The sequence below is a fragment of the Amycolatopsis vastitatis genome (genome assembly GCF_002234595.1).
Taxonomy (GTDB): domain Bacteria; phylum Actinomycetota; class Actinomycetes; order Mycobacteriales; family Pseudonocardiaceae; genus Amycolatopsis; species Amycolatopsis vastitatis.
Window position 1 is genome coordinate 20,210 of sequence record NZ_NMUL01000021.1, and the last position, 13,588, is coordinate 33,797.

Here is a 13,588-nt window from a genome sequence, read left to right on the forward strand (position 1 = left end):
TCCGATGCGCAGGATCGCCATCGCCGCCGCGGCAACCGTCTCCGTCGTCGTGCTGCTGTTCAGCTACCGCACCAGCACGGACTCCACCCCCGTGGCCACGAGCGGCCCGGCCGAGCCGTCCGGCACCGCGTCCGGGACTTCCGCCGGCGGCGACGGGACGTTCACCGGCGACGCCGCCGACACCCGCTACGGGCCGGTCCAGGTCCGGATCACCGTCGCGGGCGGCCGGATCACCGACGCCCAGGCCGTCGAATACCCCCGGGAAAGCGGCCGCGACGTCCGGATCAACTCCACCGCGGTGCCGGAGCTGAACCAGGAGACGCTGCAGGCCCAGAGCGCTCAGATCGACACGATCAGCGGCGCCACCTACACCTCCGAGGGCTACCAGCAGTCGCTGCAGTCGGCGATCGACCAGGCCCACCGGTGACCACCGCCCACCCTCTGCAAAGGACACCATGACGACCGTCAACGGCCTGCCCGCCCACATCCTGCTCGTGCACGCGATCGTCGTGCTGCTGCCTCTTTCGGCTCTGCTCCTGGTGCTCACCGCCCTGTGGCCGGCCGCGCGGGCCAGGCTCGCCGGGCCGAACGCGATCCTGGCGGTCCTGGTCGTGGTCCTCGTCCCGATCACCACCGACGCCGGTGAATGGCTCGAACGGCAGGTTGCGCGGACACCGCTGGTGCGCACCCACACCGAACTCGGCGACACCGCGATCTGGGTGGCGATCCCGGTGGCCGTGCTGGCCCTGCTGGTGTGGTGGCGGCAGCGGGAGACCGGCGCGGAATCCCGCCGCACGTACCTCGGACCGGCGTCGAAGGCGGTCACGGTGGCGCTCGCGGTGCTGTCCATCGCAGCCGCGGGGGCGGCGGTCTTCGACATCTACCGCATCGGCGACTCCGGCGCCGAGGCCACCTGGCAGGGGCAGTTCGGCACCGCGCCGACCGCGGGCCGCTGAGCTACCGTGGTTTTGAGCCCGGTCGCCCTGGGAGGTGCCATGACCGCCGATCCGCGATGGGAGCCCGTCGAGACGTTCGAACCCGCCGGACGGACGCCCGGTCCGGTCGACCTCGCCGACGCGGCCGCGCGCGCGGCCGGGATCGGGGCCCGGCGGCTGCGGTCGCGGTCCGGGGAACGCGCGATCCTGGTGCCCGCCGAATCCTTGGCCACGGCCGGGGTGTCCCCGGCGGTGCGGCACGTGCTGTTCATCGACCCGGTTGGGAGCGAAGTGGTCGCCGGGTTGCTCGACGCCGTCGGCGAACCGGCGGCGGCCGTGCGGGTCGCGGTGCCCGAGGGCGCGGCCCCGGCCGGCCTCACCGCCGACACGGGCCGGGTCGAGGTCGGGGTTTCCTTTCCGCTCCACCGGATCGACGGCACCGCCCGGCCGCGGATCGCGCCGGGCCCTCGGGTCGGCGAGAGCCCGGACGTGACCGCGGCGCGGGCGAAGTGGTTCGGCACCCGGCACTGACCTCAGTCGACCGGCAGCCGCCAGATGCTGCGTCCGTAGGTGGCGGCGGTGAGCGTGCGGTCGTGTTCGTGGTAGACGAGGTCGACGACCGTGACGTTCGGCAGGTCGCCGGTCAGGTTCGTCCAGGTCGCGCCCTCGTCGTCGGACCGGAAGACGCCGGCGTCGCCGCAGACGTAGATCCGGTCCGGGTGCGCCGACGGCAGGGCCATGGACAGCACCGGCGCGTCCGGCAGGCCGCCACCGTCGACGTCGGCCCAGGTCAGCCCGCCGTCGGCGGAGCGGAAGACGTGCCGGTTGCCGAAGTTGGCGACCGTCGCGTAGACGACGTCCGCGTTGTCGGCGCGGCTGCCGACCCGGGTGACGGTCAGGCCGGGGAGCACCGTGCTCGCCAGGTTCCCGCTCCACGTGGCGCCGCCGTCGGTGCTGCGGAACACGCCGCCGTTCTCCGTGCCGACGTAGATCCGCCTGCTGTCCGCCCTGGCGATGTCGATCGTGCTGATGTCGCTGCCGTCGAGCACCGCGGACACCGGGTCCCAGGTGTCGCCGTCGTCGGTGGTCCGCCACACCCGGTTCGACCCGGTGAACAGGGTCGTGGGGGTGGCGGGATCCATCGCCACGAACACCATCCACGGCTTGGCCGCGTCGTCCTCCGGCGGTGACACCCGCTTCCAGCCGTCGCTCGAGCGGTGCCGGAACACGAGCATGTGCTGCGCCGTGGTGAACAGGTGGCCGGGGTCGGCGTGGTCGATCACCACCCAGCCGCCGTCGCCGCCGCTGAGCTCGAAGTACGTGCCCGCCGTGCCGTCGAGCGTGGCGAGGGTGCCGTTGTCCTGGGCGCCGCCGGCGATGAAGTCGCCGGTTTCCGCGGCCACCTCCACGTCGTAGAACATGTTGGTGGCCAGGCCGTCGCTGCGGTTCTCCCAGGTGGTCCCGCCGTCCGTGCTGGCGTCCATGCCGCCGTCGTTGAGGTCGTAGACCAGACCGGGGCGGCCGGCCGGCATGGCCAGCGCGTGGTGGTCGGCGTGCGCGTACCGCGGGGTCCCCCGGTCGTCGTCCCAGTGGGTCACCTGCTCCCAGTGCCCGCCGGCATCGGTCGTCCGGTGCAGGTCGACGCCACCGCACAGCACCCAGTCGGCGTTCTCGGGGTGGACGACGATGGTGTTGCCGTAGGACATCTGCCGCTCGTCCGCGAAGTGCGGGCCGCCGACGGCCTTCCAGCCGTCGCCGGCGTCGTCGCTGCGGTACACGTCGAGCACCTTGCCGCTGCTTTCGACCAGGGCGTAGACGACGTCGGGGGCGGACGGTGCGAGGGCGAGCGACGTGCGCCCGATGAGGTCCGGGTCGGGCAGGCCGCCGGCGAGGTGCTCCCAGCTGCTTCCGCCGTCGCGTGACCGCCAGATCCCGGTGGGTGAGCCGTTCGCCGCGATCGTCACGAAGATCCACCCGGGATGCTCCGGGTGGAAGCGCACCGCGTGGCACCAGTACCGCGCGGGCCCGACCAGCGGCTGACGCGTCCAGGTCAGGCCGCTGTCGGTCGAGACGAACAGTCCGCCGGCCTCGCCCGGCACGTGGCTGACGCCGCCGGCGAGCAGGTGCGTGGAGTCGAACGGGTCGACGGCCAGCGCGCCGATCCGCCTCGGCAGGCCGGTGGTTTCCGAGGGCGCGAACAGCTCCCAGGTGTCCCCGGCGTCGAGCGACCGCAGCACCCCGACACCGGCGTGCGAGTCGGCCGAGAGGTTCGCCTCGCCGGTGCCGCAGTAGAGGACGTCGGGGTTTCCCGGGTCGATCGCGAGCGAGCCGACGTTCAGCGACGGCTCGCTGTGCCACAGGGACTCCCAGCTCCCGCCGCCGTCGGCACTGCGCCAGACACCGCCGCCGGCCGCGCCCGCCCACACCCGGTCCGGGTCGCTCGGGTGGCACACGACGCAGGTCATCCGGCCCCCGATGTTGGACGGCCCGACCGGCGCCCACCGCTCTCCCCCGGGCGCCGGAGCGGCGGCGTCCGCCCGGGCCCGCACCAGCAGCTCGACGGGTGCCTCCCGGCGCGGCCAGGCTTCGCGCGCCTGGAACCAGGCACTCCGGGCTTTGTGTGTCGTCACCGAATCCGGGCCGGTCGACGGAAAATCACGTTTGCGCGGCCGATCCGGATCCGACGCGGAAATCCTCACCTTTTCACTGACCATGACCGGACCCGCCGTTCCCGAATCGCAGCGGATCGGGACGGCGCAACCGCCACCACAGCCGGACCGCGTCCACAGAAGACACCACGGCCACGGCCGCCGACCCCACCACCAGGAACGCCTCGGCCGAACCGTCGCCGACGTCCGGCGACACGCCGAAAATCTCCTCGATCCAGTCGGGCCAGGACAAGGTCAGCACCAGCAACACGGCGGAAACCACCGCGAGAACTCCGGAAAACCACCTGCGCAACGTCATCACGGCCCCTTTCCTGGGTGGCGGTCAAGCTGTAAGTCGCCCAGAGAACGGATGCCGTAACAACGCCGCTGATACGAATCAGGCGCGTCTCGTCTTGTTTCTTTTCGATCGCGTCCACCGGTCTCCCGGCCGCGCTACCCCGGCGTCGACCCGGGTAGCGCGGCCGGACCCCCATTCGAGCCGGTCAGCGGAAGACGTTCGACGCACCCGGGCACACGCTCAGCCAGTGGCCGGTGTCAATGAAGAGGTCGTTGTCGCCCGTGTGGTGAGCGAGCTGGTGAAGGTTGCTGACGTCCTGGAACATCACGTGACCCGTGATCGGGCCGACCCGGCCGTCGACGCCGACCCCCTTCCGCCCCTGGTAGGTCTTCACGGCGCGCTCAGTGTTGCCGCCGAAGTCCGAATCCTCCCCGTTCGGGCCGACGCTGATCCCGTTGTAGGTGTGCACGACGTGCTGGACACACCACACCGCTTGTCCGTGGTCCCCCCGCACGACGTCCGCGAACGCGGCCGTGGCGGAGACCGCCAGCATCCCGGCCGCGAGGACCCCGATCGTCGCTCCCCGTCCGACCTGCCTCAACTGCATGAAGCTCCCCTTTCTCGCAGTGGCACCGGAAGATTGCCGGCGTCCAGCTTCCGCCGGGGTGCCGGACGCCGGGGCGAATCCGACCGAACCCGAACGCCGGGCCACGCGTCTGCGTCCGCGAAGGACGCGGGGAGGACGGCCGGGTGACGAGCCGGGGTGTCCTTCCCGCAACGACGACGTGGGGACGGGCAACATGGTCGAGCCGGCGAGAAACGGGCATCCCGTGGTCACGTTCACCGCACCACCCGCCCCGGGAGCGGCCACCACCCTCGACGACCTCGTCGACCGGTTGCGGTTGCTGAAGTCCTGGGCCGGTTCCCCGTCCTACGAGACCATCAAAGAGCGCGTCAACCGGGAGTGGACCGCGATGGGCCGGCCGGCGAGCGAGCTGGCCGGCAAGACCACCGTCGTGGACCTCTTCCGGCCCGGCCGTCGCCGGGTGAACGCCGACCTGGTCGTGGCGGTGGTCCGGGCGCTGCATCCGGACGAGGACTACGTGGCTCAATGGCACCGGACGCTCCGGGTCATCGGCGGGGAAAGCACGGCGGCCGCCCAGGTCCGGGTCCAGGACGCCCTGCCGCAGGACATGGCCGGGTTCACCGGCCGCGCCGCCGAGCTCGAGGAGCTCGGCCGGCTCCTGGACGACCGGGACGGTCGCGCGGTGGTGATCTCCGCGATCGAGGGCATGGCCGGCGTCGGCAAGACCCTGCTCGCCGTCCACGCCGGCCATCTGCTCCACGAACGACAACCGTTCGACCGGGTGCTGTTCGCCAACCTGCGCGGCTTCCACCCCGACCCCGCCCAGCCACCCGCCTCCCCGGCCGCCGTCCTCGACGGCTTCCTGCGCCTGCTCGGCGTACCCGGGCAGCAGGTCCCGCCGGACCTCGACGGCCGCCGTACGCTGTACCGCCGCCGGCTCACCGGCATCCGTGCCCTGGTCGTGCTGGACAACGCCGCGGACGCCGGGCAGGTCCGGCCGCTGATCCCCGGCTCCCCCGGCTGCGTCACGCTGGTCACCAGCCGGCGCAGCCTCGCCGAGCTGCACCCGGCGGTCCACCTCGAAGTGGACGTGTTCGCCCCCGCCGAGGCCATCCGGTTCCTGCGCCGGGCCGCACCCCACGTCCCGGCCGGCGGCGACGCCCACGCCGCCACCCGGATCGCCGAGCGCTGCGGCCACCTGCCGCTGGCCCTCGGGCTCGTCGCCGGGCACATGCGCGCCAAACCCGGCTGGACGCTGACCGACCACGCCGACTGGCTCGACGAACGTCACCGGGACCGGCGCCTGGACACCGGCGTCGAACTCGCCCTGCACCTGTCCTACCGGCACCTGCCGCCCGACCGGCAGCGCCTGCTGCGGCTGCTGGCCCTGCACCCGGCCCAGGACGTCGAGGCCTACGCGGCCGCGGCCCTGGCCGGCCTCGACCTCGGCACCGCCCGCGCCCACCTGCGCCACCTGCGCGACGAGCACCTGCTGCAGGAGGTCACACCCGGCCGGTACACCTTCCACGACCTGGTGCGCGCCCACGCCACCACCCGTGCCCACGACGAAGACCGCCCAGCCGACCGCCGCGCCGCGCTCACCCGCCTCTTCGACCACTACCTCGCCGCCACCACCGCGGCCATGAACACCCTGCACCCCGCGCAGGCACACCAGCGCCCGCGGGTGTCCCCGGCCGCCACCCCGGTCCCGCCGCTGAGCGACCCGGACGACGCCCGCGCCTGGCTGGACGCCGAACGCCCTGCCCTGGTCGCCGTCTCCGCCCACACCGCCGCCCACGGCTGGCCGGCGCACACCATCCGGCTCTCCCGCGTGCTGCACCGCTACCTGCAGGGCGGGCACCACGCCGACGCCGTGGCCGTGCACGGCCACGCCCACGAGGCCGCCCGCCAGACCGGCGACCCGGCCGAGCGGGCGCACGCGCTGACCGACCTCGGCGTCGCCCACTGGCGGCTGGGCAGGCACGAGCAGGCGACCGAGTACCTCCGGCAGGCCATGGACCTGTTCCGCCGGACCACCGACGCGGCAGGCCAGGCCCGCACGCTCAACAGCCTCGGCATCATCGCGGACCTCTCCGGGCACTGCCAGGCCGCCGTCGAGCACTACACGAAGGCGTTGACCCTGCTCCGCCGGACCGGCGACCGGGACAGCGAAGCCCGCACGCTGACCAACCTCAGCATCGTCGAGGGGCGGCTCGGCCGCCATCGGGAGGCGACGAGCCACTGCACCCAGGCCCTCGTCCTGGCTCGGCGGATCGGCGACCGGGACAGCGAGGCCCACGCGCTGAACAACCTCGGCGACGCCGAACTCCGGTCGGGCCGGTCCCTGCCGGCGGGCCGCCACCTGCGGCAGGCGCTGGCCCTCTTCCGGCAGCTCGGCAACCGCAGCGGCGAAGCCTGGACGCTGGACCTGCTCGGCACGTTCCACCTGCGCCGCGGCAAGCTCGCCGAAGCCGCCGATTGCCACCGGCGGGCCCTGGCGATCTTCCGCGACACCGGCGACCGGGACGGCGAGGCGTCGGCGCTCAACAGCCGTGGCGAAGCCGCGAACACCACCGGCCACCCCGCCGACGCGCTCACCCACCACACGGCCGCCCTCGCGATCGCCACCGAGATCGACGCGAATGAACAGCAGTCCCGCGCCCACACCGGCCTCGGCCGCGCCCACCACGCCCTCGGCCGGCCGGACCAGGCCCGCGAGCACTACCGGCGGGCACTCGACCTCTACACCGCCCTCGGGACGCCCGAGGGCGAAGAGATCCGTGCCCTTCTCGGCACCCTGGCCTCCGGCGGGTGACATCGCCGCACCGGGGGCCGGACCGCGATTGTCCTTTGTGGACGAATACCGTTACGCCGTCCGGTCCGGAGCCCAGGCCGCCACGGGCCGCGGTTCGGCGGGCGCTCCCAGCTTGGTGCCCTTGCGGTAGCCACCGAAGATCAGGGCGAGCACCAGGATGGCGAGGAGGATCACCAGGACCCACAGCCACAGGGACTTGCGCACGACGTCTCCTGTCGTCGACCGGCCACGCGGACCAGAGCACGGTACATCCGCCGACCGGTTGATCCGGCGGCGGTGTGGGTATTCCTGCCGGTATGGGTGCTTGGGGCAAGCGGCTCGTCGCCATGGCCGTGGCAGTGGTGGTTCTGGCCGCCGCGGTACTCGTCGCATCGGCCGTTCATCTGTTACCCCAACTGCGCAACCCGTTCGCCGAACGGACCGAGGAGCACTCCGGTCCGGTGCTGCTGCAGTCGATCGTCGAGCTCTCGCGCTACGAGGCCGCCAGCGGTTCGTTCCAGGTGGTCGTCGACATCACGACGAGTTCGGTCCTGCCCAGCTTCCTCGTGGGCAGCGACACGCTGTTCATCGGAGTCGGCACGGACAACGCGTTCGTGGACTTCTCCCGGCTGAAGGGCGACGCTGTCAAGATCTCCGACGACCGTCTGTCCGCCACGATCACCTTGGGGCACGCCCAGCTCGAGCCGGCGACGCTGGACGTGCACGAGTCCCATGTGTACGCGCAGCAGCAGGGCTTGTTCACCCGGATCAACGACTTCCTCAGCGGGAACCCGAACTCCCAGCAGGCGCTGTACGAGCTCGCCCAGAAGCAGATCGAGGCGGCGGCCGCGAAGAGCTCGCTGGTGACCGACGCCGAGCGGAACACCAGGACGATGCTGATCGGCCTGCTGCGGTCACTCGGCTTCAAGAACGTCACCGTGAACTACGCCGACAACGCCACCGGCTGAACGCCGATAGGATGAGCCGGAAGCCCGAGCGACAATTCACGGCGAACGGAGTGCGCACAGTGCTGCCTGGCCTGATCCAGCGAATCGTTTACGGGATCTACACGCAGCGGTTGCGAAAGCAGCTCGTGGGCGCCGAGTTGCCGGAACACGTCGGGATCATCATGGACGGCAACCGCCGGTGGGCGCGCCAGATGGGCATGGCGGACCCGAGCATCGGCCACAAGTACGGTGCCGAACACGTCGAAACCGTGCTCTCGTGGTGTGAGCGGGCGGGCGTGAAGCACGTGACGGTCTACCTGTGCTCGACCGAGAACCTCGCCCGCCGCGACGACGCCGAAGTGTCGTACCTGATGCAGCTGATCGAGCAGGTGATCACCGACAAGCTCGCCCAGCCGGACGCCGGCTGGCGGGTCCACGTCGCCGGCACGCTCGACGCCTTGCCGGACACGACCGCGCACGCCCTCAAAAACGCCGTCGAAGTCACCCGCGACTGCGACACCGGCCACCACATCACGCTGGCGATCGGCTACGGCGGCCGACAGGAGGTGGTCGACGCGCTGCGCGCCCTGCTGACCGAACACGCCGCCGCCGGCACGCTGGACGAACTGGCCGACACCATCACCATGGAAGACGTCTCGCGGCACCTGTACACCGCCGGGCAGCCCGACCCCGACCTGGTCATCCGCACCAGCGGCGAACAGCGGCTGTCCAACTTCCTGGTCTGGCAGAGCGCCTACTCCGAGCTGTACTTCTGCGACACGTTCTGGCCGGCCTTCCGCGAAGTCGACTTCCTCCGCGCCCTCCGCAGCTACGCGCGGCGAAACCGCCGATACGGCGGCTGATCGCGGGCCGGGCCACCGCTTCCTGGCGGGCGCTTCAGCCGGCCGGGGCACGCGACCCGTCGTCGGCTCGGTCGCAGGCCACCTCCGCCCACACCGTCTTGCCGCCGGTTTCCCCGTGCTCGCGGACGCCCCAGGCGGCGGTGAGCTTGTCCACGATCAGCATGCCCCGGCCACCCGGCGCGGTCAGCGACGGGCTCGCCACCACGGGGTGAGCCGGGCAGCCGTCGTCGACCTCGACCCGGACCCGGCACGGCCGCGGGATTTGGCTCATCCGGATTTCCGACGGCCCGCCGCCGTGGTCGTAGGCGTTGGTGACCAGCTCGGTGACGACGATCAGCACGTCCCCCAGCTGAGCGTCGTCGACCTGGTCCAGGGTGCGGGCCGTCCACCGCCGGACCTGGACCAGCACCGGCGCCGAGGAGCCCCGGAGGTCCAGCGACCACATGGGCGACGCGCTGCTGCCGTTCGTCTCGTCGGGCACGACGACATCACCCTCCCGGGCTCCCGTCCTCGCTGCTGAAGACGTCCGCCCCTGAGGCCTACCCGGGCGGGCCCGACGCCAAACCGCGCCCCGCCGGGTCGGCAAGTTCGAGGATCCACGCGCTCCACGCCGTGTCGGCGCGCCGGCCGGGCAGCTCGAGCGCCACCGAGATCGTCTGGACGAGTCCCGTGGCGAAGAACGTGCGCACCTGCAACGCGTCCGCGCCCGTCAGCCGGGCGACCGCGTCCATGAGACCGAGGTGACGTCGCCGCACCGCCTCCCGGACGGTCTCTTCAGCCGCCGCCGCGTAGCCCTGCAGCACGACCAGCCCCACGGTCCGGTCACGCCGCAGGAGCCGTACGTAGGCGTCGCCGAGGGCGATCAGTGTCGGCTCGGCGCCGTCGAACGCGGCTTCGATCCGGTCGAAGGCCGCGTGGACGACTTCGAGGAACAGCTTCTGCTTGGTGCCGAACATCTGCACGATGCGCGGGTGCGAGATGCCGGCCCGGCCGGCGATGGCCTCCAGGCGCGTGCCCGCCAGCCCGTTCGCCGCGAACTCCGCGTCGGCCGCCTCGATGATCCCCGCCCGGCGGGCCGCGGCGGGGAGACGAGCGCGGCCGGCGCCGGTCATCCCTGGTGCCCTTCGCGGCCCAGCTGGCTCAGCACGAACTTGTTGTCGTACAGGCAGCGGTAGGCGTGGATCAGGCCGTCCTCCCGCAGTTCCAGCCGGTCGTCGCCGTGGAACTCGACGCGGGCGCCGGTCTTGGCGAACGTGCCGGTGAAGTGCCAGGCGACCAGCACGGCACGCCGCGTCACCTCGGCGTACAGCCCCACGCGCGTGAACGAATAGTCCGGATAGCCGTGGGCCATGCGCGTCACGAACTCGCGGATCGAATCCGGCCCGTGGGCCGTCCGCCCCAAGGCGGGCTCGTCGTAGACGAGGTCTTCCGCGCACATCGCGGCGACCGCGTCGCCGTCATGGGCGTTCCACGCCTTTTCCCACCGGTCGCACAATGCCTCGACCGCGGCCAGGTCGGCCGCGGCCACGTCGGTCTCGAACGTCGTCGTCATGGAGCTAACTTACAAGTAAGTAAGCTATCGGGCAACCGGCTCAGCCGTCCGCCGGCCGGTTCACCACCCGCAGGACGAGCCACTGGTCGAACCACGCGCCGACGGTCGTCACGACCAGCATCACCAGGCCGATGATCAGGTGCGTGTAACTGTGCAGCGGCGCGGCCGCGTCGGTCAGCTTCGCGAGCCCGAACTGCAGCAGGAGCCGCAGCGTGAAGAGCGCGGCGACGAGCGCGAGCGCCTGCTTGCTGCGCCACACCGCGCGCAGGAACCGCCGCCGCCGGGACAGCAGGGTGAACCACAGCGTCAGGTGCACGCCCACGAGCACCAGCGGCAGCAGCGCGACCCAGCCGTAGCGGTCGCTGAACTGCAAGCTGAGGTCGTTGCTCGCCACCAGCAGCCCGACGAGCACGAAGTACCAGCCCGGCAGGCCCTCGATCTTGCCTTCGGCGGGCCGCGTGCCCGCCGTGAAGTCGGTCTCCCCCATCGGTTTCCTCTCCGCTGTGGCCATCCCCGAATGTTCCCGGAACCACGGCCCGGTGCGATCGGACGGCGGGAGGAGATTTCCGCCGCGGTCTCGTACCGGGGTAGGAGATCGCGACACAACCGGCGCGCGGTGCGGCACCATCGGCAGATGACCTTCGACGGCCCCTCGCGGATCCCGTGGACCGGCCGCCGTGGCCCGCTCGTGGCCGAGGCGGTCGTCCTCGGCGCGCTCGTGGTGCTCGACGCGGTGCTCGCGGCCCGCGCCGGCCCGGGCCAAGGCGAGCTCGCCTCCGTCGCCATCGAATTCGCGCCGGGTGTCGGCCCGGTCGTGGCGGTGCTGGCCGTGCTGCGCCGCCGGTTCCCCGGCCACATCGCCGGGCTGGCCACCGCCGTCTCCGGGTTGTCGCTGCTGGGAACGGCGGTCGCGGCGGCCCTCGCCACGACGGGCGCGCGGCTGCCGCCGCAGCCGGGTGCGGCCGAAGCACTCGCGCTCGCGCTGATGGTCGGCGCGAGCTGCCACCGGCTCGCCCCGAAAGCGGCCGCCGTGCAGGCGGTCCTCGGCGGGTGCGCCGCCACGCTCGCCCCGATCCTGCGCTACGGCACCGGCTCCCCCGCCGCGCTCTACGCCGCCGGGGCCGCGGTGGCCTGGGGCGGCGCGCTGGCCGGTGGCCTGGTCCTGCGCGACGCCGAAGTCCGCCACCGCGTGGAGGTCCTCGAGCTCCGCAACTCCGAGCGGCTGCGGCTGGCCCGGGAGCTGCACGACCTCGTCGCCCACCAGATCACCGGGATCGTCGTGCGCGTCCAGGCCGCGCACCGCGTCGCCGAGCGCACCGGCGGCGACACCACGACGTTCGCCGAGCTCGAAACGGCGGGCGCGGCCGCCCTTTCCGCGATGCGCCGGCTGGTCGGCGCGCTGCGGACCGGCGAGGAAGACCTCTTCGTCCCGCCCGCCGACCTCGCCGCCGCCGTGGACCGGGCGGTGCCGGACGACGACCGCGTCCAGCTCGACGTCAGCCCGGGCCTCGCCGGCCTCCCGGTCGCCCCGGAGGTCGTCACCACCGCGCACCGGCTGCTCACCGAGTCCCTCACCAACGTCCGCCGTCACGCACCCGACGCCACCGAAGTGCGGGTCGTCGTCCACCACGAACCGCCCGGCGAGCTGCGGGTCGAAGTGGTCAACGACGGCGCCGCGCGGCCCGCCCGCCGGGGTGGCTACGGCCTGCTGGGGATGGCGGAGCGGGTGGCGGCGGTGGGCGGTACGGTGCAGGCGGGTCCGGCGGAAGGCCGTCGCTGGCGCGTCGTCGCGCGGCTGCCGCTCGAACCCGGGTGAGGCGAGGGGAGACCGGGTTGCCGACGCGCGTGCTGATCGCCGACGACCAGGCGATGGTCCGCGCCGGGTTCCGGCTGATCCTCGAAGGCGAGCCGGACATCGAGGTCGTCGGCGAGGCCGCCGACGGGGACCAGGCGGTGCGGCTGGCCCGGGAGCTGCGCCCGGACGTCACGCTGATGGACATCCGGATGCCCGGCGTCGACGGGCTGCGGGCGACGGAACTCCTCGCCGGGCCGGACGTTCCGGAACCACTGCACGTCGTGATGGTGACGACGTTCGGGCTCGACGAGAACGTGCACGCGGCGCTGCGGGCCGGCGCGTGCGGTTTCCTGCTCAAGGACGCCGGGCCGAACCTGCTCGTCGAAGCCGTGCACGCGGCCGCCCACGGCGAGGCGCTGGTCTCCCCCGCGATCACGACACGGCTGCTGGCGCACTTCGCGCGTCGCGATCCCCGCCGCGCCACCGCACCGGAAAACCCGCTCACCCCGCGCGAGCTCGACGTCGTGAAGGCCGTGGCGCGCGGGGAGACCAACGACGAGATCTGCCGCTCACTCGTGGTGTCGATGCCCACGGTCAAGACCCACATCGGCGCGGCCAAGCGCAAGCTGGGGGCCCGCAACCGCACCGAGATCGCCATCTGGGCCTGGGAAAGCGGCCTGGTGCGCTGAGCCACCGAGGCCGACAAGGCTGTTGCGGCGTTGCGGGACGCGCACGACGACCGTGCGCGCCACGATGTCACCGAAGCGCTGCCGACGTGGATTCACCACCATCACCGTGATCCCCGCCAGGCCCCACGCGAAGCCGTCGACCACCATCAGCAGTTCGCGGACGAGGAACGCGCCCAGCGACGGGTGCGTGCCGTCCAGGGTGACGACCCGCAGGCGCAGCCAGCGCATCGCCGGTGTCTGCCCGCCGTGCCGGTACGGCCACCAGGCGTTGACGAACCACTGGCCCGCGAAGTCCAGCGCCAGCATGGCGTAGAAGACGATCTTGAGGAACGTCAGGAGCCCGGCGCCGTCCGGGTGGAACAGCCAGACCACCGCGATCGCGAGCAGCAGCATCGGCACGAAGACGAGCATTTCGTCCAGCAGGAACTGCGCGAGGCGGCGCCCGACGACGCCCAGCCCCGGCCGGGAACCGGTCATGGAC

The 13,588-nt window shown here is 72.5% G+C and carries 17 protein-coding genes; 8 read left to right on the top strand and 9 right to left on the bottom strand.

Annotation, left to right across the window (positions count from 1 at the left end; genetic code table 11):
- Positions 1-4: 4 nt before the first annotated feature.
- Genes CF165_RS20640 through CF165_RS20650 form a run of 3 tightly spaced genes read left to right on the top strand, consistent with a single transcriptional unit; the run spans position 5 to position 1,466 of the window.
- A complete protein-coding gene (locus CF165_RS20640) occupies positions 5-427 on the top strand; it encodes an FMN-binding protein (protein ID WP_093949172.1) in 423 nt (140 codons plus the stop codon).
- Between the two features lie 28 nt (positions 428-455).
- The gene (locus CF165_RS20645) at positions 456-956 is read left to right on the top strand and encodes a DUF2231 domain-containing protein (protein ID WP_093949173.1); all 501 of its coding nucleotides are present in this window, start codon (positions 456-458) and stop codon (positions 954-956) included.
- 39 nt (positions 957-995) lie between these two features.
- Positions 996-1,466 carry a hypothetical protein gene (locus CF165_RS20650; RefSeq protein ID WP_093949174.1) on the top strand — a complete coding sequence of 157 codons (471 nt, stop codon included), beginning with the start codon at positions 996-998 and terminating at the stop codon, positions 1,464-1,466.
- Positions 1,467-1,468: 2 nt separating this feature from the next.
- On the opposite strand, the gene CF165_RS20655 is transcribed toward CF165_RS20650, so the two are convergent.
- The 3 genes from CF165_RS20655 to CF165_RS20665 form a co-directional block, all read right to left on the bottom strand.
- Positions 1,469-3,565: a WD40/YVTN/BNR-like repeat-containing protein gene (locus tag CF165_RS20655; RefSeq protein ID WP_093949175.1), complete on the bottom strand. Its 2,097-nt coding sequence runs from the start codon at positions 3,563-3,565 to the stop codon at positions 1,469-1,471.
- Between the two features lie 73 nt (positions 3,566-3,638).
- The gene (locus tag CF165_RS52075) at positions 3,639-3,902 is read right to left on the bottom strand and encodes a hypothetical protein (RefSeq protein WP_093949176.1); all 264 of its coding nucleotides are present in this window, start codon (positions 3,900-3,902) and stop codon (positions 3,639-3,641) included.
- A gap of 184 nt (positions 3,903-4,086) precedes the next feature.
- Positions 4,087-4,488, bottom strand: a complete 402-nt coding sequence (locus CF165_RS20665) for a peptidoglycan-binding domain-containing protein (RefSeq protein WP_093949177.1) — start codon at positions 4,486-4,488, stop codon at positions 4,087-4,089.
- A gap of 193 nt (positions 4,489-4,681) precedes the next feature.
- Between CF165_RS20665 and CF165_RS20670 the strand changes: the two genes are divergently transcribed.
- Positions 4,682-7,282, top strand: coding sequence for a tetratricopeptide repeat protein (locus CF165_RS20670; RefSeq protein WP_093949426.1), 2,601 nt, complete (start codon positions 4,682-4,684; stop codon positions 7,280-7,282).
- Positions 7,283-7,333: 51 nt separating this feature from the next.
- On the opposite strand, the gene CF165_RS51770 is transcribed toward CF165_RS20670, so the two are convergent.
- Positions 7,334-7,486, bottom strand: a complete 153-nt coding sequence (locus CF165_RS51770) for a hypothetical protein (protein WP_167441525.1) — start codon at positions 7,484-7,486, stop codon at positions 7,334-7,336.
- A 92-nt stretch (positions 7,487-7,578) separates the two neighbouring features.
- Between CF165_RS51770 and CF165_RS20675 the strand changes: the two genes are divergently transcribed.
- Together CF165_RS20675 and uppS are read left to right on the top strand one after the other, a co-directional pair.
- Positions 7,579-8,229 carry a DUF4230 domain-containing protein gene (locus tag CF165_RS20675; RefSeq protein ID WP_240521687.1) on the top strand — a complete coding sequence of 217 codons (651 nt, stop codon included), beginning with the start codon at positions 7,579-7,581 and terminating at the stop codon, positions 8,227-8,229.
- Positions 8,230-8,288: 59 nt separating this feature from the next.
- Positions 8,289-9,071, top strand: coding sequence for a polyprenyl diphosphate synthase (gene uppS / locus CF165_RS20680; RefSeq protein WP_093949178.1), 783 nt, complete (start codon positions 8,289-8,291; stop codon positions 9,069-9,071).
- A 34-nt stretch (positions 9,072-9,105) separates the two neighbouring features.
- Here uppS and CF165_RS20685 read toward each other — a convergent pair whose 3' ends face one another.
- The 4 genes from CF165_RS20685 to CF165_RS20700 are packed head-to-tail and all read right to left on the bottom strand — an operon-like array spanning position 9,106 to position 11,110.
- Positions 9,106-9,552, bottom strand: coding sequence for an ATP-binding protein (locus CF165_RS20685; protein ID WP_093949179.1), 447 nt, complete (start codon positions 9,550-9,552; stop codon positions 9,106-9,108).
- Between the two features lie 58 nt (positions 9,553-9,610).
- Entirely contained in the window at positions 9,611-10,183 is a 573-nt protein-coding gene (locus CF165_RS20690; RefSeq protein ID WP_093949180.1) for a TetR/AcrR family transcriptional regulator, read from the bottom strand.
- Complete coding sequence (locus tag CF165_RS20695; protein WP_093949181.1) at positions 10,180-10,623, bottom strand: nuclear transport factor 2 family protein; 444 nt, start codon at positions 10,621-10,623, stop codon at positions 10,180-10,182. The genes CF165_RS20690 and CF165_RS20695 overlap by 4 nt, the downstream gene beginning before the upstream one ends.
- A gap of 40 nt (positions 10,624-10,663) precedes the next feature.
- Positions 10,664-11,110: a hypothetical protein gene (locus CF165_RS20700; protein ID WP_240521688.1), complete on the bottom strand. Its 447-nt coding sequence runs from the start codon at positions 11,108-11,110 to the stop codon at positions 10,664-10,666.
- Positions 11,111-11,257: 147 nt separating this feature from the next.
- Here CF165_RS20700 and CF165_RS20705 point away from each other — a divergent pair, with 147 nt between their 5' ends.
- Positions 11,258-12,439 (top strand): sensor histidine kinase, encoded by a 1,182-nt coding sequence (locus CF165_RS20705; protein ID WP_093949183.1) that lies wholly within the window; start codon positions 11,258-11,260, stop codon positions 12,437-12,439.
- A 17-nt stretch (positions 12,440-12,456) separates the two neighbouring features.
- On the top strand, positions 12,457-13,107 hold the full coding sequence (locus CF165_RS20710; protein ID WP_167441526.1) for a response regulator: 651 nt from the start codon (positions 12,457-12,459) through the stop codon (positions 13,105-13,107).
- Here CF165_RS20710 and CF165_RS20715 read toward each other — a convergent pair.
- The gene (locus CF165_RS20715) at positions 12,988-13,584 is read right to left on the bottom strand and encodes an RDD family protein (protein ID WP_093949184.1); all 597 of its coding nucleotides are present in this window, start codon (positions 13,582-13,584) and stop codon (positions 12,988-12,990) included. The two genes, CF165_RS20710 and CF165_RS20715, sit on opposite strands and share 120 nt — an antisense overlap.
- Positions 13,585-13,588: the final 4 nt, after the last annotated feature.